The sequence below is a fragment of the Thalassobaculum fulvum genome (assembly GCF_014652915.1).
GTDB lineage: Bacteria > Pseudomonadota > Alphaproteobacteria > Thalassobaculales > Thalassobaculaceae > Thalassobaculum_A > Thalassobaculum_A fulvum.
In genome coordinates this window covers 85,561-105,264 of the sequence record NZ_BMZS01000010.1, presented here as the reverse complement: position 1 = coordinate 105,264, position 19,704 = coordinate 85,561, and the positions used below count along the sequence as shown (strand labels likewise).

At 70.9% G+C, this 19,704-nt stretch carries 17 protein-coding genes; 8 read left to right on the top strand and 9 right to left on the bottom strand.

The window, feature by feature from the left end; all coding sequences use genetic code 11:
- Positions 1-106 precede the first annotated feature (106 nt).
- Positions 107-889: an ion transporter gene (locus tag IE246_RS20220; protein WP_229837406.1), complete on the top strand. Its 783-nt coding sequence runs from the start codon at positions 107-109 to the stop codon at positions 887-889.
- A gap of 7 nt (positions 890-896) precedes the next feature.
- On the opposite strand, the gene IE246_RS20215 is transcribed toward IE246_RS20220, so the two are convergent.
- Positions 897-2,222 carry a class I adenylate-forming enzyme family protein gene (locus IE246_RS20215; protein ID WP_189993040.1) on the bottom strand — a complete coding sequence of 442 codons (1,326 nt, stop codon included), beginning with the start codon at positions 2,220-2,222 and terminating at the stop codon, positions 897-899.
- A gap of 93 nt (positions 2,223-2,315) precedes the next feature.
- Between IE246_RS20215 and IE246_RS20210 the strand changes: the two genes are divergently transcribed.
- From IE246_RS20210 to iolG, 4 genes are all read left to right on the top strand, one after another.
- Complete coding sequence (locus IE246_RS20210; RefSeq protein ID WP_189993038.1) at positions 2,316-3,191, top strand: enoyl-CoA hydratase/isomerase family protein; 876 nt, start codon at positions 2,316-2,318, stop codon at positions 3,189-3,191.
- Positions 3,192-3,209: 18 nt separating this feature from the next.
- On the top strand, positions 3,210-3,692 hold the full coding sequence (msrA, locus tag IE246_RS20205) for a peptide-methionine (S)-S-oxide reductase MsrA (protein WP_189993036.1): 483 nt from the start codon (positions 3,210-3,212) through the stop codon (positions 3,690-3,692).
- 30 nt (positions 3,693-3,722) lie between these two features.
- Positions 3,723-4,460: an SDR family oxidoreductase gene (locus IE246_RS20200; protein WP_189993033.1), complete on the top strand. Its 738-nt coding sequence runs from the start codon at positions 3,723-3,725 to the stop codon at positions 4,458-4,460.
- Between the two features lie 188 nt (positions 4,461-4,648).
- Positions 4,649-5,656, top strand: a complete 1,008-nt coding sequence (gene iolG / locus IE246_RS20195) for an inositol 2-dehydrogenase (protein ID WP_189993031.1) — start codon at positions 4,649-4,651, stop codon at positions 5,654-5,656.
- 102 nt (positions 5,657-5,758) lie between these two features.
- Here the strand turns inward: iolG and IE246_RS20190 are convergent, their stop codons facing one another.
- Positions 5,759-5,980 (bottom strand): hypothetical protein, encoded by a 222-nt coding sequence (locus tag IE246_RS20190; protein WP_189993029.1) that lies wholly within the window; start codon positions 5,978-5,980, stop codon positions 5,759-5,761.
- A 190-nt stretch (positions 5,981-6,170) separates the two neighbouring features.
- On the opposite strand from IE246_RS20190, the gene IE246_RS20185 reads away from it, so the two are divergent.
- Positions 6,171-7,769 carry a serine hydrolase gene (locus tag IE246_RS20185; protein ID WP_189993027.1) on the top strand — a complete coding sequence of 533 codons (1,599 nt, stop codon included), beginning with the start codon at positions 6,171-6,173 and terminating at the stop codon, positions 7,767-7,769.
- Between the two features lie 170 nt (positions 7,770-7,939).
- On the opposite strand, the gene IE246_RS20180 is transcribed toward IE246_RS20185, so the two are convergent.
- The 3 genes from IE246_RS20180 to IE246_RS20170 are packed head-to-tail and all read right to left on the bottom strand — an operon-like array spanning position 7,940 to position 12,286.
- Entirely contained in the window at positions 7,940-9,013 is a 1,074-nt protein-coding gene (locus IE246_RS20180) for an ABC transporter ATP-binding protein (protein ID WP_189993025.1), read from the bottom strand.
- Positions 9,010-11,232: an ABC transporter permease gene (locus IE246_RS20175; protein WP_229837405.1), complete on the bottom strand. Its 2,223-nt coding sequence runs from the start codon at positions 11,230-11,232 to the stop codon at positions 9,010-9,012. The genes IE246_RS20180 and IE246_RS20175 overlap by 4 nt, the downstream gene beginning before the upstream one ends.
- 16 nt (positions 11,233-11,248) lie before the next feature.
- Complete coding sequence (locus IE246_RS20170; RefSeq protein ID WP_229837404.1) at positions 11,249-12,286, bottom strand: ABC transporter substrate-binding protein; 1,038 nt, start codon at positions 12,284-12,286, stop codon at positions 11,249-11,251.
- Between the two features lie 156 nt (positions 12,287-12,442).
- Between IE246_RS20170 and IE246_RS20165 the strand changes: the two genes are divergently transcribed.
- Both IE246_RS20165 and IE246_RS20160 read left to right on the top strand, forming a co-directional pair.
- Entirely contained in the window at positions 12,443-13,294 is an 852-nt protein-coding gene (locus tag IE246_RS20165) for an inositol monophosphatase family protein (RefSeq protein WP_189993022.1), read from the top strand.
- Positions 13,291-14,085 carry an SDR family oxidoreductase gene (locus IE246_RS20160; RefSeq protein ID WP_189993020.1) on the top strand — a complete coding sequence of 265 codons (795 nt, stop codon included), beginning with the start codon at positions 13,291-13,293 and terminating at the stop codon, positions 14,083-14,085. Before IE246_RS20165 ends, IE246_RS20160 begins: the two co-directional genes overlap by 4 nt.
- Positions 14,086-14,217: 132 nt before the next feature.
- Here IE246_RS20160 and IE246_RS20155 read toward each other — a convergent pair whose 3' ends face one another.
- The 4 genes from IE246_RS20155 to IE246_RS20140 form a co-directional block, all read right to left on the bottom strand.
- Positions 14,218-15,384, bottom strand: a complete 1,167-nt coding sequence (locus tag IE246_RS20155; RefSeq protein WP_189993018.1) for a cystathionine gamma-synthase — start codon at positions 15,382-15,384, stop codon at positions 14,218-14,220.
- A 9-nt stretch (positions 15,385-15,393) separates the two neighbouring features.
- Positions 15,394-16,767: a pyridoxal-phosphate dependent enzyme gene (locus IE246_RS20150; RefSeq protein ID WP_189993016.1), complete on the bottom strand. Its 1,374-nt coding sequence runs from the start codon at positions 16,765-16,767 to the stop codon at positions 15,394-15,396.
- A 106-nt stretch (positions 16,768-16,873) separates the two neighbouring features.
- Complete coding sequence (locus IE246_RS20145; protein ID WP_189993014.1) at positions 16,874-18,010, bottom strand: hypothetical protein; 1,137 nt, start codon at positions 18,008-18,010, stop codon at positions 16,874-16,876.
- A gap of 102 nt (positions 18,011-18,112) precedes the next feature.
- Positions 18,113-19,642 (bottom strand): PAS domain S-box protein, encoded by a 1,530-nt coding sequence (locus IE246_RS20140; protein WP_189993013.1) that lies wholly within the window; start codon positions 19,640-19,642, stop codon positions 18,113-18,115.
- Positions 19,643-19,704 lie beyond the last annotated feature (62 nt).

Here is a 19,704-nt window from a genome sequence, read left to right as displayed (position 1 = left end):
GTGCACCGCTCATCGCGGACCGGAGGGAGGGAAAATGTCGGCGGGGACTCAAATCGGGGGGCGCGGCCCCTGGGCGCGGGCCGGGGCCTGGGTCGAGAGCCCGCCGGTGCAATGGTTCATAACGGCCCTGATCGTCGTCAACGCGGTGGTTCTCGGCCTCGAGACCTCGCAGTCGGTGATGGCCGCGGCCGGGCCGGCCCTGCTGCTGCTGGATCAGGCGATCCTGGCGGTGTTCGTGATCGAGATCGTCCTGCGGATCGGGTACCGCCGGCTCGCCTTCTTCCGTGACGGCTGGAGCCTGTTCGACTTCGCGGTGGTGGCGATCGCGCTGGCGCCGGTGATGCCCGGCCTCTCGGTCCTCCGGGCCCTGCGGGTCCTGCGGGTGCTGCGCCTGGTCACCGTGATGCCGCGGCTGAAGATGGTGGTGCGCGCCCTGCTGTCGTCGCTGCCCGGGCTCGGCTCGATCGCCCTGCTGCAGGCGTTGATCTTCTACGTCGGCGCGGTGATCGCGACCAAGCTGTTCGCGGCCGACTTCCCGGACTGGTTCGGCAGCATCGGCCGCTCGCTCTACACGCTGTTCCAGGTGATGACCCTGGAGAGCTGGTCGATGGGGATCGTGCGGCCGGTCATGGAGGTCTACCCGTACGCCTGGGCGTTCTTCGTGCCGTTCATCCTGGTCGCCACCTTCACCATGCTCAACCTGTTCATCGCCGTGATCGTCAGCGCCATGCAGGCGATCCAGCACGACGAGACCGAGGCGGTGACCCAGGAGATCCGCAGCGCCACGCACGACGAGACCGAGACCATCCTCGACGAGTTGCGGCGCCTGCGCGCCGAGGTGGCGGCGCTGCGCCAGGGAATGCCCGAACGCTCCGGACAGTCGGACTGAGCGTTCCTCAGACGGAACGCCGCCGCGGCTTGCGGAACAGGGCGCGCAGCATGCCGCGGTCGGCCTTGCCGGTACGCCCGGCCGGCAGGGCCGGCAGCACCAGGATCCGGCTCGGCGCCTTGTACTTCTCCAGCCGCTCGGCGACCCAGCCCCGCAGGGCCTCCGGGTCGAGCTCGGCGCCCGGCCGCGCCACCACGCCGGCGGCGACCGCCTCGCCGGTCGCCCGGTCGGGGATGCCGGCCACCAGCACCGCGGCCACGCCGGGGTGCGCCGCCAGCGCGTCCTCGACCTCGCGGGGCGCCACCTTCAGCCCGCCCTTGTTGATCATGTCGGAGGCCCGGCCGACCAGCGCCAGCCGGCCGTCGGGCCGCTCGGAGACGAGGTCGCCGGTGCGGAAGTAGCCGTCGGCATCGTACGCCGCCGCCGTGCGCGCCGGGTCGTTCAGATAGCCGGCCATGCCCCAGGGCGAGCGGATCCGGAGCTCGCCGTCCTCGGCGACCCGGACATCGATGCCGCGCGCCGGGCGGCCGAGCGAGCCGGCCGCCGCATCGTAGTCCTCCGGGTCGACGAAGAAGTCTGAGGTCCCGGTCTCGGTCAGGCCGTAGATGTCGCCGAGCGCCGCCGCCGGCCAATCCGCCCGGATGCGCGCGCCGAGCGCCAGCGGCAGCCGCTCGCCGCCGGCCAGCACGGTCCCGGTGAAGGCCGGCACCCGTGCCTCCAGCAGCGCCCGCAGCATAGTCGGCACCGCCGGCAGCCGGTCGACCCCGCCGGCGGCCAGCCGCCTGGCGGCCGCCTCGACCGTCAACCGCTCCGGCAGCACCAGGGTGCCGCCGGTCAGGATCGTCAGCCAGGTCACCCACTGCCCGAAGCTGAAGGTGAGCTGCAGCGCGAGCAGGGTTCGGGCCCGGTGCGGCCAGCGGGTCTCGGCGGCGATCGCCGCCAGCTTGTCGGCCTGCCGGTCGGCGCGCAGCACGACGCCCTTCGGCGCACCGGTCGAGCCCGACGTGAACACGATCGTCGACGCGCCCTCCAGCAGCGGTGACGGCCTGAGCATGTCCAGCATCTCGCGGCGCCTGACCTCCGGCGTGGCGCGGTGAATCGGCACCGCGACCCCGCCGGCCCGGTAGACCGCCAGCAGGTCGATCACGTCGGTCGGCCGGTTCTCGACCTCGACCGGCACCGGGGCGAATGGCCGCAGCCCCTCGGCGCGCAGGGTCCGCGCGCCCAGCTCCGCCTCGTCGACGATCCTGTTCGCGCTCAGACTTTCGTCGTGCCCTTCGACCACGACGTCTTCGCCGCGGCGCGTCAGCGCCTCGAAGAGTACCTCGGCCAACGGTGTCATCGTGCATCCCGGCGAGACAAGCCGCCCAGTGCGGCGCTACGGTCAGGCTACGAGCACACGAAACCGGCAGACAAGAGCGAGACCGTGGTCCAGTCGATTCTCTACGAGACCCGGGGCCCGGTCGCCCTGATCACCCTGAACCGGCCGGAGCGGCTGAACGCCCTCGACCAGGCGATGCTGGATGCCCTGCAGGCGGCCTGCGACCGGGCCGAGGCCGACGACGCGGTCGGCGCGGTGGTCCTGACCGGGGCCGGCAAGGCGTTCTCCTCGGGCTTCGACCTGCAGGCCCAGGCCGCCGCGACCCCGCAGGGCGTCGACGAATGGCGGCCGGTGCTGCGTCGCGACTTCGACGCCGCCATGCGGTTCTGGCACCTCTCGAAGCCGACGGTCGCCGCCGTGCACGGCCCGGCGCTGGCCGGCGCCTGCGAGATGGCGATGGCCTGCGACGTCACGGTGGCGGCCGAGGACGCGATCTTCGGCGAGCCGGAACTGAAGTTCGGCGCCGGCATTGTCGTCATGCTGCTGCCATGGATCGTCGGCCCGAAGCGGGCCAAGGAGATCATCCTGCTGGGACTCGACCGCATCGGTGCCGGCGAGGCGCAGGCGATGGGCCTGGTCAACCGCGTGGTGCCGGCCGGCCGCGACGTCGAGGAGGCCCTGGCACTGGCCCGCCGCATGGCCGCCATGGATCGCACACTCGTGAAGGAGACCAAGCGGGCGATCAACCGGACCTACGAGCTGATGGGGATGGGCGAGGCCCTGGAAGCGGCGCTGGACATCGATACCTTAATAGAGGGACAAGGCATGCCGACGAAACGGCGGTTCCTCGAGATCGCCCGGTCGGAGGGGCTGCGCGCGGCCCTGGCCTGGCGCGAGGCCCGCGCCGCCGAGGCCGAGAAGACCGGGACGGCAACCCTGGAACAGCCGGCCGGCACGACACATCTACCGGGCGCCGGGTAACGAAAGGAGACGTCGATCATGGCCAAGGCGATGTTCGCGGCCGGATGCTTCTGGGGCGTGGAGGAGGTCTTCCGCAAGGTGGCCGGCGTGACCGATGTCGCCGTCGGCTACAGCGGCGGTTCCGTCTCCGACCCCAGCGACGAGCAGGTCCGGTCCGGCCGAACCGGGCATGCCGAGGTCGTGCTGGTCGAGTTCGATCAGCGCAAGGTCGACTACGACGAGCTCCTGGAGGTGTTCTGGGAGTGCCACGACCCGACCCAGGTCAACCGCCAGGGCGCCGACGTCGGCAGCCAGTACCGCTCGGCGATCTTCACCTTCGACAGTTCCCAGGACGCGGTTGCGCGCGAGTCCAAGCACGGCCACGATGCCTCCGGACAGTATGCCCGTCCGATCGCCACGGAGATCCTGCCGGCCGGCCCGTTCTGGCGCGCTGCCGAGCACCACCAGCGCTACCTGGCCAAGCGCCAGGCGGCGCTCGCCGAGCCCACCACCGCCGGCTGAGCCGGCGACACCGAGACGGAGGAGACAGCCATGGCGAAGGTCGCCCTGGTGACGGGAGGCTCGCGCGGCATCGGCGCGGCGGCGTGCCGCCTGCTGGCCCGCGACGGCTGGGACGTGGCGGTAAACTACCGGGCCGACGCGCCGGCCGCCGAGGCGGTGGTCGCCGACGTGACCGCGGCCGGCCGGCGCGCGATCGCGATCCAGGGCGACGTCGGCGACGAGGCCGACGTGATCCGCATGTTCGAGACCGCGGAGCGCGCCCTCGGCCCGCTGACCGGGCTGGTGAACAGCGCCGGCGTGATCGGCCCGAAGGGGCGGGTCGACGCCCTGACCGTCGAGGCCGTCGAGGCGCTGCTGCGCACCAACGTGATCGGCTCGATCCTGACCTGCCGGGAAGCCGTGAAGCGGATGTCCACGAAGCACGGCGGCCAGGGCGGCGCGATCGTCAACGTGTCGTCGGGATCGGCCTATATCGGCAACCCCGGCACCGGGGTGCTGTACGCGATCTCGAAGGGGGCGGTGAACTCCCTGCACATCGGCCTCAGCCAGGAGGTCGGCGGCGAGGGCATCCGGGTCAACGCGGTGTCGCCCGGGATGACCGCCACCGACATGGTCACCGAGGAGGCGATCCGGCGCTCGATGTCGGCGATCCCGATGGGCCGGGTCGGCGAGCCGGAGGAGATCGCCGAGGCCATCGCCTGGCTGATGAGCGACCGCGCGAGCTACGTCGCCGGCGCCAACATCCGGGTATCCGGCGGGCGGCCTTAGGCGCCTGCCGGTGAGCCCTTGCCGAGGTTTCTCGGCGGCGGTTGGGTTCGGAGCCGGGCGCTCCACGCGTTGAGCAATGTCGAGAGCCCCCTTCAAGGACCACTCCCTTCCCGATGGCGTAGACCGCCGATCCGCTCCATGATCGACCATGAGCCCCGCGCCAGACGGGGATGCCTACGGGAGGTCTGATGCTCGCCTTCGCGCTGCTCGGTGCCGGCCGGATCGGCCGCCTGCACGCCGCCAACATAGCTGCCCACCCGAACGCCCGGCTGGCGGCCGTGGCCGACGCGGTGCCGGCAGCCGCCGAAGAGGTCGCGGCCCGCCACGGCGCCCGCACCGCCAGCGTCGAGGACGCGCTCGCCTCGGCCGAGGTCGACGCGGTGCTGATCGCCACCTCGACCGACACCCACGCGCCGCTGATCGAGGCGGCTGCCGCCGCCGGCAAGGCGATCCTGTGCGAGAAGCCGATCGACCTGGACATCGCCCGCGCCACCGCCGCCGTACGGGCCGCCCGGGCTGCCGGCGTCGCGCTGGCGGTCGGCTTCAACCGCCGGTTCGACGCCAGCTTCGCCAGCCTGAAGGCGCGGCTCGACGCCGGCGCCATCGGCGCGCCGGAGATCGTCGCGATCGCCAGCCGCGACCCGGCACCGCCGCCGCTGTCCTACGTCGAGGTCAGCGGCGGGCTGTTCCGCGACATGATGATCCACGACCTCGACATGGCGCGCTGGCTGCTCGGCGAGGAACCGGTCGAGGTGCATGCCATGGGCTCCGCCCTGGTCGATCCGGCGATCGCTGCGGCGGGCGACGTCGACACCGCAGTCGTCACCCTGCGCACCGCCTCCGGCCGGCTCGCCCAGATCAGCAACTCCCGGCGGGCCGCCTACGGCTACGACCAGCGGATCGAGGTGCACGGCTCCGGCGGGATGCTGCGGGCCGAGAACCTGCGCCCCACCACCGTCGAGCTGGCGACCGCCGACGGGTTCGTCCGCGACCCGGTCCTGCACTTCTTCCTGGAGCGCTACGGCCCCGCCTACCGGGCCGAGCTCGACGCCTTCGTGACCGCGGTTGCGGCCGGAAGCCCGCCGGCCCCGACCGGCGAGGACGGGCTGGCCGCCCTGCGGCTCGCCGACGCGGCGCAGGCTTCGCTCGCGTCCCGGGCCCCGGTATCGCTCGCCGACCGGACCGACGGGCGGTGACGATCCCGCGGCGGGGTCTGCTGCGATGCGGCCGCGCTCGGGGCGGTGCCGGCACCGGACAAGTCGCAGCACCTGCCGACCCGCTGAAAGCGGAAGACGCCGTCACGACCGGCCGGCCGCCGCGAACCGGCGCTCGTCGAGCAGGATGGCGGCGCGGCCGAGGGCGTCCCGGCGCAGCGAGACCTGGCCGGTCTTGCCGTCCTCCGTCCCGCTTCCGTTGAAGACGATCGCCCGGCCCAGGACGTTCTCGACATACTGCGCGGTCACCCGGCCGCCCTCGGTCTGGCACGCGATCGCCCCGCACAGCGGGCGTCCGCGCTGCATCGGCGACCATGCCACCGAGAGCGCCAGGAAAACTGCCCCGCAGGAAAGCGCCGTTTCGCCATGCCGCGTCCTCGCCGTCGACGCGACCCTGGCGGTGCCGGTCGACTACGACGACGACGTGAAGGACACCGGCGCCCGGGTGTTCCTGTCCGTGATGAAATGATTCTGAGACGCCGAAGGAGACGGGACCATGCGATCGATCCGACCCGGACGGACTACCTGCCGGCTTCTGTTCGCCGCCCTGCTGCTGGCGGCATCCGCGCCCCAGGCGCCGGCAGCGGAGGTCGCCCCGACGCCGCCGGCCTTCGTTCCACCGCTGCTGACCGAGCGGCAGGTCGCCCGGGCGGTCGCGAGCCTCGACGGCGTGGTCGGGGGTGCGATGACCCGTACCGGCATCCCCGGCGTCGCCGTCGCGGTCGTGTACAGGGACGAGATCGTCTACGCCCGCGGCTTCGGAGTGCGCGAGGTCGGCCGGCCGGAACCGGTCGACACCGACACGGTGTTCCCGCTGGCCTCGGTCTCCAAGCCGATCGCCTCGACCGTCGTGGCAGCGGTCGTCGGGCGTGGGCTGATCGGCTGGACCGACCCGATCCGGACCGCCCTTCCCGCCCAGGCGCTGTCCGATCCCTACGTGACCGCCAACGTGACGATGGCCGACCTGCTGTCGCATCGTTCGGGGCTGTACACCGGCGCCGGCGACCTGCTCGAGGACATCGGATACGGCCGGGCCTACATCCTGTCCCGCCTCGACCGGCAGCCGCTGGACGCGTTCCGGTCGAGCTACAACTACAGCAACTACGGCTACACCCTGGGTGCCGAGGCGGCGGCGAGTGCCGCCGGCAAGAGCTGGGAGGACCTTGCGGAGGACGCGCTGTTCCGGCCGCTCGGCATGACGCGGTCCAGCTTCCGGTACGCCGACTATCTGGCGCACGGGAACCGCGCCCGCATCCATGTCCGGCGCGACGGCAAGTGGATCGCCGAGTTCGAGCGCGATCCCGACCCCCAAGCCCCGGCCGGCGGCGCCAGCGCGTCGATCGCCGACCTCGCCCGGTACCTGCGCCTGCAGCTCGGCGCCGGCACCGTCGACGGCAAGGAACTGGTCGACGCGCGCGCGCTGGCCGCGACCCACGCGCCGCACGCGATCCCCGGCCTGCCGCGCACGCCGCTCAGCCGGGCCGGGTTCTACGGTCTCGGCTGGAACGTCGGCTACGACGATGCCGGGCGCCTGGAGATCAGCCACGCCGGCGCCTTCTTCCTGGGAACCTCGACCTATGTCGGCCTGATCCCGGGCGAACGGCTCGGCATCGCGGTGGTCACGAACGGCCAACCGATCGGGGTGCCGGAGGGCATCGCGAGGTCGTTCTTCGACATCGCCGAGAACGGCCGCCCGACCGTCGACTGGTTCGGGCTGTTCGACCGGGTCTTCCAGGCGATGTACGCGGCCGAGCAGGCGCCCTACGACTATGCCCCGCGTCCGGCCGACGCCCGGCCGCCGCTGCCGCTCGACGCCTATGCCGGCCACTACGACAACGACTACTACGGCCCGGCCGTCATCGCGGTGGACGGCGGGCACCTGACGATGGCCATGGGACCGGAGGCCGCCCCGACCACCTGGCGGCTCAGCCCCTACGACGGCGACACCTTCACCTTCGAGCCGGTCGGCGAGAACGCGGTGCCGACCGCCGGCGTCAGCTTCCGGCGCGCCCCGTCGGGCGCCGTCTCCCGGCTCGTCGTCGACTTCTACGACCGAAACGGCCTCGGCACCTTCGAGCGCCGACTGCCCCGCTAGACCGGGGCCGTCGAGAACGTCGACGCGGCGCTCGCGCCCGTGCGGGCCGAGTTCGCGATGACGGGGATCGTCGGCGCGGTCGCGAGGGGCGGCAGGGTCGTCGCGGTCAACATCGGCAGCCGGCAAGGCGACGAATCTGGCGTACACCCGGTTCCGCTGAGCCGGCCGGCTCAGTCGGCGTCCGGCACCAGGGCGATCCGGTCGCCGAACCGGATCGCCACACCGGCCCCGGCCGGCCGCGGGTCGTCGATCCGGCGGTCGATGACGAACAGCTCGCCGACCGGCGAGTCGACGGTGTACTCCAGGTGCTTGCCGAGATAGGCGGCCTTGCGCACCGTCCCGGCCAGCCCCCCGCCGCCCTGGCCTTCGAGAAGCACCGCCTCCGGGCGGATCGCCGCCAGCACCCGGCCGACGGGCAGGCCACGGCCGGGGACGCGGACCTCGACACCGCCGATCGACACCCGGGCGAGGTCGCCGTCGACCGACCGGATCTCGGCCTCCACGAGATTGGCGTCGCCGATGAAGTCGGCCACGAACCGGTCGGCCGGCTGTTCGTACAGCTCGCGCGGCGTGCCCTCCTGGGCGATCGCGGCGTTGCGCATGACGATCACCTTGTCGGAGACCGCCAGCGCCTCTTCCTGGTCGTGGGTCACGTACACCACGGTCAGCCCGAGCGACCGCTGGATGTCGCGGATCTCCTCGCGCACCCGCCGACGCAGCTTGGCGTCGAGGTTCGACAGCGGTTCGTCGAACAGCAGCACCTCGGGCTCCAGCACCAGGGCGCGGGCGACCGCCACGCGCTGCTGCTGGCCACCCGACAGCTCGCTCGGCAGCCGGGCGCCGAAGCCCTTGAGCCCGACCAGCGCCAGCCCCTGCTCGGCCCGCTCCCGGGCCTCGGCCTTCGGGGTGCCCGACACCGTGAAGCCGTAGGCGACGTTCTCCATCACCGTCATGTGCGGGAACAGGGCGTAGGACTGGAACACCATCGACACGTCGCGCCGGGTCGCCGGCAGGCCGGTCACGTCGTGCTCGCCGATCCAGATGCGCCCGGCGGTCGACAGTTCGAGCCCGGCAATCATCCGCAAGGTCGTGGTCTTGCCGCAGCCGCTGGGACCGAGCAGCGTCGCCAGGCTGCCGGCATCGACCTCGAACGACACCGAGTCGACCGCGACGAAATCGCCGAACGCCTTGGTCACCCGGTCGAAGCGGACCGAGGCGGCGCGGCCGCCGAAAGTGGTGCTCATGCGGGCTGCCCTCCGAGGTCGAGTTTGCCGGCCTGCGGCCCGCTGCGCCGGCCGAGCCGACGCTCGCCGACCATGAGCTGGAACACCGAGATGGCGGCGAACATGACGAGGATCAGCACCGAGGAGTAGGCGATCGACAGGCCGTAGTCGTTGTTCTCGACCCGACCGAGAATGTAGGCGGTCGCCATGTCGTACTCGGCGCTGACCAGGAAGATCACCGCGCTGATCGCGGTCATCGCCCGCACGAAGCTGTACACCAGCGCCGCCAGGATCGCCGGGCGCAGCAGCGGCAGCACGACCCGCCGGATGGTCTGCCAGGAATTGGCGCCGAGCGTCAGCGAGGCCTCGTCCAGGCTGGAGTCGAGCTGGCTCATCGCCGCCACCCCGGCGCGCACGCCGACCGGCATGTTCCGGAAGATGAAGGAGATCACCAGGATGATTCCGGTGCCGGTCAGTTCCAGCGGCGGCACGTTGAACGCCAGCACGTAGCTGACGCCGATCACCGTGCCGGGAATCGCGAAACTGAGCATGGTGCCGAACTCGAATGCCTGCTTGCCCAGGAACCGCTGGCGCACCAGCAGATAGGCGGTCAGCAGGCCGATCGCCGCGGTCAGCGGCGCCGAGATCGTCGAGATCGCGATGGTGGTGAAGAACGAGTTCCAGGCGCCGCCGCTCCACACCAGCCCGTGGTCGCCGACCGTCACCCCGAAGGCATCGACGTAGTGCCGCAGGGTCAGGGTATGGTCCAGGCCCCACAGGTTCACGAAGCCGCCGAACAGGATCGTCGAGTAGATGACCGCGGTCATCAGCGCCCAGGGCACGGTCACGGCGAACAGCAGGCCGGAGAACCGCCGGGGCAGCGCCACCGGCACCCCGGCGTCACCCTTGCCGGTGACCGAGGTGTAGGACCTCCGCCCGAGCCAGCGGCGCTGGGCCCAGAACGCCAGCAGGGTGAAGAACAGCAGCACCAGCGCCAGCACGGCGGCCCGGCCCTGGTCGTACTGGGCGCCGACGATGGCGAAGAAGATCTCGGTCGACAGCACGCTGAAATTGCCGCCCAGCACCATCGGGTTGCCGAAGTCGGCCATGCTCTCGATGAAGCCGAGCAGGAAGGCGTTGGCCAGCCCCGGCCGCATCAGCGGCAGCGACACCGTGCGCAGGGTGGTCCAGGCATCCGCCCTGAGTGTCTGCGCCGCCTCCTCGACCGACGGGCTGACGCCCTCGACGACGCCGATCAGCACCAGGAAGGCGATCGGCGTGAACGCCAGCATCTGCGCCAGCCACACCCCGGTGAAGCCGTACAGCCAGCGGCTGGCCGGGATGCCGAACGCCCATTCGAGTAAGCTGGTCACCGCGCCGGACTGGCCGAACAGCAGGATCAGCGCCAGGCCGATGACGAAGGGCGGGGTGATGATCGGCAGAACGGTCAGGCCGCGAAACAGCCGCTTGGCCGGAAACCCGGTGCGGGTCACCACCAGCGCGAAGGCGAGGCCGAGCAAGGTGGTGCCGGCGCCGACCGCGACGGCGAGCGCAAACGAGTTCCACGCCACCCCGCAGGCCCGGTGGCTGTACACGCAGTCCAGCCCCCAGATCTTGCCGACCAGCAGCTTGTCGAGGAACACCGTCAGCGACAGCGCGCCCTCGTTGGTCTGCAGGGCGCTGACCAGGATGCGGGCGACCGGGAAGAAGATGAACAGCGCGACGACCATGACGATCAGCCCGATCGAGCCGACCACGAAGCCGTCGCCGTTGACCGCACCGCGGGCGGCGCACCCCAGGGTGAACAGGAAGAACAGGCCGGTCGCCGTCAGCAGCGCGCCGTAGCCCATGCCGAACTGCCGGTCGCCGAGCGGCCCGAACGCCGCTTCCAGCGACGCGAAGGTCCAGCCCGGGATGCCGATGGCGAAGCCCTGGCCGAGAATATAGGCGACGCCGAGGCCGCCGGCCGCCAGCAGGACCCCTTGAGCGAGCGGGGCGGTGCGCGGCCGGCCGAGCGCCACCAGCGGCAGCAGCAGAAAGCCGGCGACCGGCCACAGCCAGGGCTTCTCGCCCTGCAGCAGCAGCATGATCGCCGGCGCATAGTCGGGATCGAGCGGCCAGCCGTCGAGCAGCCACCCGAAACGCCAGAAGCCGTCCTCGATGGCGTACCACGGCAGCAGCAGGAACCCTGCCGATGCCAGGGCCAGCCAGCCGAGGACGGTCCGGTTCAGTCCGGTCACGATGCCGGCCGCAGGCTCACTGCGGCAGCGGCTTCACGTCGCTGTCCCACTTCGCCAGCAGGCGCTTGCGCTCGTCGGAGGAGCCGTACTTCTTGAAGTCGTAGTCGATCAGCTTGATGGCGCTCAGGTCCGGGGACTCCTTGGCCGGCTTCGCGCCCTTGTTGGACATCACCTGATAGGCCTTGGCCTGCACCGCCATCTCCTGGATGTCGGCACGGAGCGCGAAGTCGTAGAACTTCCTGGCCTCGTCGAGGTTGCGCGCGCCCTTGATGATGCTCATCGAGCCGATCTCGTAGCCGGTGCCCTCGCACGGGGCGACCGGCACCACCGGGAACCCGGACACCACCTGGGTGACGGCGTCGTGCAGGAACACGATGCCGACCGTGGTCTCGCCGCGCGCCGCCGCCTTGATCGGCGCCGACCCCGACTTGGTGTACTGGTTGATGTTCTTGTGCAGGGCCTTCATGTAGTCGAAGCCCTTGTCCTCACCCATGATCTGGACGATCGTCGCCAGCGTCGTGTAGGCGGTGCCGGACGAGTTCGGGTTCGCCATCTGGACGTGGCCCTTGAACTCCGGCTTGATCAGGTCGGCCCAGCACTTCGGCTCCGGCAACCCGGCCTTGGCCAGCAACTCCTTGTTGTAGCCGAACCCGAGCGCGCCGGCGTAGATCCCGACGGTCCGGTCATTCGCCGCCTTGGCCTGCGACAGCGCCCAGTCGTGCAGCTCGTTGCGCATCGGCGAGACATAGGCCTCGGTCAGCCCTTCCTCGGCCGCCTGCAGGTGCGGGTCGCCGGTGCCGCCCCACCACACGTCGCCCTTCGGGTTGCTGGCCTCGGCCTTGATCTGGGCGAAGGTCTCGCCCGAGCTCTTGCGGGTCATCGCGACCTTGATGCCGGTCTCCTTCTCGAAGGCCTCGACCATCAGGTTGCACCACTCGATCTGCGGGCTGCAGTAGAGCGTCAGCTTGCCGGCGGCGGCGGCCGGTCCGGCCCCGAAGCCGAGCAGCCCGGCGGCGAGCACGCCGAGGCCGGCGACCCGTGCGAAACGATGCATGGTTTCCTCCCTGAGGCCGCGGTCGCGGTGCCGCGGCCGTCGCTTGTCGTTGCGACGGCGCCCTTTGTTGGGGCCATCTATTCGATATTCTTCAAAATAAACGGGCTTCCTGCAATGAGTCGCGTTCGACTCCCGGATCGGCGAGGCGGTACAGCAATGACGAAGACTGACGAGGTGGCGCCGGCGGTGGCCGAGCGCCTGGCGTTCGCCGAGGCACTGACCCGCAGGGCCGGCACCGCCGCGCTCCGGCACTTCCGCGACCGCGAAGCCCTGGTGGTCGAGAGCAAGGGGCTGCAGGACGTGGTCAGCCGCGCCGACCGCGAGGTTGAGGACCTGATCCGCGGTGCGCTGGCCGAGCGGTTCCCCGGCGACGGCTTCCTCGGCGAGGAGAGCGGCGGGTCGGGGGATTTCGGCCAGGGCGCGGTCTGGGTGGTCGACCCGATCGACGGGACCCAGTGCTTCCTCGCCGGGCTGCCGACCTGGTGCGTCTCGGTCGGCCTGATGGTCGACGGGCGGATCGCTGCCGGGGTGATCGTCGATCCCTGTGCCGACGAATGCTTCTCCGGCGCGGTCGGCAAGGACGGGACCGGCGGCGGCGCGTTCTGCAACGGCCGACCGATCGCCCCGGCCGGCGTCGCCGACTTCCGCAACGGCCTCACCGAAGTCGGCGTATCGTTCCGGATTCCGCGCGACCCGACCGTCGGCTTCATCGACCGCCTGCTCGAGGCCGGCGGCATCTACCACCGCTCCGGCTCCGGCGCGCTCGGCCTCGCGCATGTGGCCGCCGGCCGCTACGTCGCCTACATCGAGGGCCACATGAACGCCTGGGATTCCTTCGCCGGTGCGGCCCTGGTGCGGGCCGCCGGCGGCTGGGTCAACGACCTGACCAGCAACGACGGCGTCACGCGGGGTGCGGTGGTGATGGCCTCGGGACGACGCCTCGCGCCCGCCCTGCACGCGATGGCCGAGGCCGCCGGATACCCGCTGACGCCGGGAGACCGACCATGAGCGCCTGGAACGCCCAGTCCGACCTCGCCGGCGGCGTGTTCGTCGTCACCGGCTCGACCCAGGGCATCGGCGAGGCGGTCGCCCGGCGGCTGGCCGAACGCGGGGCCGCGGGGCTGCTGGTGACCGGCCGCAACCGCGCGCGCGGAGAAGCCGTGGTCGCCGACCTGCACTCGCTCGGCGCCGAGGCGGTGTTCGTCGCCGCCGAGCTCGCCGATGTCGACGCCTGCCGCTCGATCGTCGCCGCCGCCGACCGCGCCTTCGGCCGCCTCGACGGGCTGGTCAACGCCGCCGGCGTGACCGACCGCGGCACGGTCGACGACACCACGCCCGAGCTGTGGGACCGGATCTTCGCGGTCAACACCCGGGCGCCGTTCTTCCTGGCGCAGGAGGCGGTGCGGATCATGCGGCGCGAGGGCACGCCCGGCCGCATCGTCAACATCGTCACCATGTCCAGCCACGGCGGCCAGCCGAAGCTGGTGCCGTACAGCGCCTCGAAGGCGGCGCTGGCCGCCCTGACCCGCAACCTCGCGCACGGCCTGCGCCGCGACCGCATCCGGGTGAACGCCATCAACATCGGCTGGGCCGACACCCCGAACGAGGACGCGGTGCAGCGGGCCGAGGGGCAACCGGCCGACTGGCTGGTCCGGGCCGAGGCGGCGCAGCCGTTCGGCCGGTTGATCAAGCCGGACGACGTCGCGAAGCTGACGCTGTTCCTGCTGTCGGCGGATTCCGGGGTGATGACCGGCGCGGTGATCGACCACGACCAGAACGTGATGGGGGCGTACGACTGACCAGCCCGGACGATCCGAGCCCGTGTACGCCCCTTCCTTTGACGTCATTCCGGAGCGAACCGCCCACGGCGGGACGCATCCGGAACGACGAAAGTTGGAGAGTGACGCGTTGGGCGCCGCTTCGGACGCACCCTATCCCAGCGCCGCCTCCAGCTCGGCCAGCAGGTCGTCCGCATCCTCGATTCCGACTGACAGCCTGACCAGCCCGTCGGAGATCCCGAGCGCCTCGCGGATCTCCCGCGGCACGCTGGCGTGGGTCATGATCGCCGGGTGTTCGATCAGGCTCTCGACGCCGCCGAGCGACTCCGCCAGCGCGAACAGCTCGCAGCGCTCCAGGAACCGCCGGGCGTCGTCCAGGCCGCCCTTCAGCACCGCCGTCACCATGCCGCCGAAACCGCGCATCTGGCGCTTCGCGAGATCGTGCTGCGGGTGGCTCTCCAGGCCGGGGTACCAGACCTTCTCGACCTTGGGGTGGGCCTCCAGGAACTCGGCGATGCGCTGGGCGTTCGCGCAGTGCCGTTCCATCCGCACCGGCAGGGTCTTCAGCGCCCGCAGCACCAGGAAGCTGTCGAACGGCCCGGGCACCGAGCCGACCGCGTTCTGCAGGAACGCCAGCTTGTCGCGGATCCCGTCGCGGCCCTCGGCCACCACCGCCACGCCGCCGACCACGTCGGAATGGCCGTTCAGGTACTTGGTGGTCGAGTGCATGACGATGTCGAAGCCGTGGTCCAGCGGGCGCTGGACCCAGGGCGAGCAGAAGGTGTTGTCGCACACGCTGATCAGGTTGCGGGCCTTGGCGATCTTCGCGATCGCGTCGAGGTCGACCAGCTTCAGCAGCGGGTTGGTCGGGCTCTCGACCCAGACCATCTTGGTGTTGTCACGGATCGCCGCCTCCAGCGCCGCCGGGTCGGACAGGTCGACGAAGCTGAACTGCAGCCCGGCCGAGCGCCGCCGGACGTTCTCGAACAGCCGGTAGGAGCCGCCGTACAGGTCGTCCATGGCGATCACGTGGTCGCCGGAGTCGAGCAGCTCCAGCAGGGTGCCCATGGCAGCGAGGCCGCTGGAGAACGCGAAGCCGGCACCGCCGTTCTCGAGGTCGGCGATGCAGGCCTCGAGCGCGAACCGGGTCGGGTTCTGGCTGCGCGAGTACTCGAAGCCCTTGTGCACGCCCGGACTCTCCTGGACGTAGGTCGAGGTCGCGTAGATCGGCGTCATGATCGCGCCGGTGGTCGGGTCCGGCTTCTGGCCGGCGTGGATCGCCCGGGTCGCGAAGCCGGGCCGGTTGCGCGTGGTCGCCATGGGGTTCTCCTAACCGAGCTTGCGGCGCAGGTGGTTGATCAGGTCGACCCTGGTGACCATGCCGATGAACCGCCCCTCGGCGTCCTCGACGATCGCCACCTTGTCGGCCTTGAACAGCGGCAGCAGCGCCGAGGTATCGGCGGTCGCCGGCAGGACGTCCAGCCGGCTGGTCATGTGGCGGTCGACGGTGTCCTTGAAGCAGTCCGGACACTCGTGGACCGCCATCAGCAGGTCGTCCTCGTCGAGCAGGCCGACGATCCGGCTGCCGTCCATCACCGGAAGCTGCGAGACGTCGTTGGCCCGCATCCGGTTGTAGGCGGTGTTGATGGTGTCCTTCGGGCCGACGGTGATCGCCCGCCCCTGGTCGGCGCGCCGCGCGATCAGGTCGCTGACGTCGCCGGTCCGCGGCCGGTCGACCAGCCCCTGGTCGGCCAGCCACGCGCCGTCGTAGGCCTTGGACAGGTACTTGTTGCCGGTATCGCACACGAAGCTGACGACGTTCAGCGGCGCGGTCTGCCGGCGGCACCAGCGCAGCGCGCCGGCCAGCAAGGTGCCGGTCGAGGTGCCGGCCAGGATGCCCTCGCTACGCAGCAGCTCGTTGACCGCGGCGAACGCCTCCCGGTCGCCGACGGTCACGCCCTCGTCGATAACGGACAGGTCGAGGTTCGGCGGAATGAAGTCCTCGCCGATGCCTTCGACCAGCCAGGAACCGTCCTCGAAGCGGACCTGCCCGGTCTCGACCGCGCCGGCGACCACCGAGCCCTCGGGATCCGCGACCACCACCTTCAGCGCCGGGTTCCTCGACTTCAGGAACCGGCCGGTGCCGGAGATCGTGCCGCCGGAACCGACGCCGGCGACCAGCGCGTCGACCTTGCCGTCGAGCTGCGCCCAGATCTCCGGGCCGGTGGTGGTCTCGTGCGCCATCGGGTTGGCCGGGTTGTCGAACTGGCTGGCCCAGAACGCGCCCGGCGTCTCGGCCACGATCCGTTCCGCCATGTCCTGGTAGTACTCCGGATGCCCCTTCGGCACGTCGGACCGGGTCAGCCGCACCTCGGCGCCGAGCGCCCGGAGGTGGCGGATCTTGTCGGCGCTCATCTTGTCGGGGATCACCAGGATCAGCCGGTAGCCCTTCTGCGCCGCCACCAGCGCCAGGCCGAGGCCGGTGTTGCCGGCGGTCGCCTCGACGATGGTGCCGCCCGGCTGCAGCCGGCCGTCGCGCTCCGCCGCCTCGATCATGGCGAGGCCGATACGGTCCTTGATGGAGCCGCCGGGGTTCTGGTTCTCGAGCTTGAGGAACAGCCGGCACGGACCGGTGTCCATCCGGGTGAGCTCGAGCATCGGGGTGTTGCCGATCATCTGCAGGACGGAACCGGCGGGGGCCATGACCGTCTCCTCTGCGCCGCTGTCTCGGGACCGGGAATATGGGGACGCGCCCCGCCGCCGAAAGTGACCGCACCGCGCGACAGCCGTTCCGCGCGGCGAATGCCGGCTATTCCAGGATACGGTACGCCAGCGACAGCAGCTGGTGCAGCGGCTCGTACTTCAGGTGCTTGCTGCCGTAGCGCTCGGTCACCGACTGCCAGACCTCGTTGGCATGATCCAGGCGCGACAGCGAATCCCCGAGTTCGGCGAAGATATCCGAGGCGTTGCCGAGAAACGCGATGAACGGTCCCGGGCTCTGCTTCTCGACGAACAGCTTGCGGTAGGCGGTATTGTATTCCTCGAGCCGGGCCCTGGCCTTGCGCCAGCGCTCCCGCAGCACCGCCCGGGTGGCGTCCCGGACGTCCAGCACGACCTTCCGGTTGGCCGACGGGATCAGGTCGATCGGCTCGGCGCCGTTGCCCAGCCACTCGGCGAAGCGCCGGATCTCCGCCTCCAGCGACGCCATCCGGTAGTCGTAGTAGATCACGCCCTTCCAGGCGTGCAGCGCGACCGGCGCCTCCTTCGGGTCGAGTTCCATCGCCTGAATGATCGGCGCCAGCGTCTCCATGTCCTTGGCGGCCCAGATCTTCTCGACCAGCAACCGGAGGCGCGACTGGGCCCGCGCGGCGTCGAGACCGCCATAGGCGAACTGGACGATCGGCCGGAACCGGGACATCACGTGGTCGCGGAGCTTGCTCCACTCTTCCTGGGTGATCTCGAAATAGCCGGGATGCGGGTCGATCCCCTCCGCCAGCAGCCGGTCCTTCAGCAGGAACGGGTCGAGCGACGGAAGCTGATCGAGGATCTGGATGATGTCGCGGTCGTGGATGTAGTCCTCGACCCCGCGCTTGCGCTCGAACCCGGCCTGGAAGGCCAACGCGTCGTCGAAGTTGGGGTCGCCGACGAAGATCGACTTCCCGCCCTCCAGGACGTTGGTCTCGTTGAAGGCGAAGTACAGCTTGGTGCCGACCCGGTTCAAGCGCCCGGCCAGGAACTGGTCGTCGCGAATGGCCTGCTTGACGAAGATGATCCGGTGCAGCTCGGGATGCCGGAACAGGAACTGCTCGGGCCCGGCGCCGGTGTCCTGCACCAGCCGATGCAGCCGGTCGACGTGATACACCCGCGACGAGCCGGCGTTGAGCTCTGTCGCGAGGTGCTGAGCCGCCAGTTTATCGGAGTCGACGAGCTTCTTGGGATCGAGCATGGACGGACGGACTGGTTTGCAGCCTTAGTGACACTAGCACGGCCACCGCGCAACCTCTTCCGGACGCCGGACGCCGCCGGGCGGCAGCGGCCGCCGCCCGCGTCACTCCGCGGATGTACGCCTCCCGGAGACGTCGTCTCGCGAGCGGAGCCGCTCGTCCGGGAACATCAGGTGCACGGTCGTGCCCTCGCCCACCCTGCTGTCGACCAGCAGTTCACCGCCGTGCCGCTCGAGCAGCCGTTTGGTGATCGTCAGCCCGAGGCCGGCCCCGCCCTGGCGGCTGACGCTGATGTCGATGTCGAGGTTGAACGGCTCGGTGATGGTCGACAGGCGGTCGGCGGGGATGCCGGCTCCGGTGTCCGCAACCGTCAGGGCCAGCCCGCCGTTCGGTCCCGGCCCGGCGATGACCGACACCTCACCGCCCTTCGGTGTGTGCTTGATGGCGTTGGACAGCAGGTTCAGCAGCATCTGCCGAACCGCCCGGCGGTCCCCGAGCAGGATTTCGGCGCCGCTCATCCGGTTCGACCAGGTCAGGCCGCGCTCGCGGATCAGGCTCATGACCGTCCGGCGACACTGATCGACCAGCTCTCCCAGATCGATCGGCTCGTCCCGCAACGGAACCTTGTCGAGCTCGATGCGGGACAGATCGAGGATGTCGTTGATCAGGTCCAGCAGGTGCCGCCCGCTGTCGTTGATATCGGCTGCGTACTCGGCGTACTTCGGATGGCCGAGCGGCCCCCAGAACGCGTCCCGGATCATCTCCGACATGCCGATCACCGCGTTCAGCGGCGTGCGCAGCTCATGGCTCATGTTGGCGAGGAACCGGGTCTTGCTCTCGTTGGCCAGGCGCGCCGCCTCGCGGGCCTCGACCAGCTCGCGCTCCCGCTCCTTGTGGTAGGAGATGTCGCGCACGAACTCGACCAGCGTCGAGCGTCCCTCGATGTCGGTGACGCGGTGCGTGACCTCGACCGGCACCAGCGTACCGTCGCGCCGGCGGATCGCCGCCACGGGGCCGGGTTCGGGGCCGGATTCGGCCCCCGTCCGGATGCGGGCGGCGGCGCCCCGGGGACCGGCCCCCGAGTGAAGATCGTCCCGGTGCACGCCGATCAGCTCGGAGAGGTCGCATCCGAACAGCACGCCGGCACGGCTGTTGGCGTCGATGACCCTGCCGGTCTCGGTGTCGACCAGCACGATCGCATCGCCGCAGGTCTCCAGGATCGTGCGCTGCCGCTGCTCGAGGTCGCGCAGCCGCGCCTCTGCCTTCTTGCGCCTGGTGACGTCCCGGACCACCGCCATCAGGACCCTGCGCCCGTCGATGGTCGTCTTGGCGATCGAGGCCTCGGCGTCGAAGGTCTCGCCGCTCTTGCGGCGTCCGGCCACCTCGGTGCGCTGGCTCATCTTCCGGCTGGTCGGACCGTCCCGACGGAACCCCTCGACCTGCGAGCGATGCGCGGCCCGGTGGGCCTCCGGCAGAAGCACGTCGAGGGGCCGGCCGAGCAGCTCCAGACTGGAGTAGCCGAACATCCGCTCGGCCGATCGGTTGAAGAACACGATCGAGTAGCTGTCGTCGATCGCGACCACTCCCTCGTCCAGAGCGTCCAGCATCGCCAGCTCCGGGCTCGTCTCGATCACGACCCACCCCCCGGCCATCGGCGGCGATCGCCCGGCCGCCCCGCGGGTGACCCGTCCAGGAC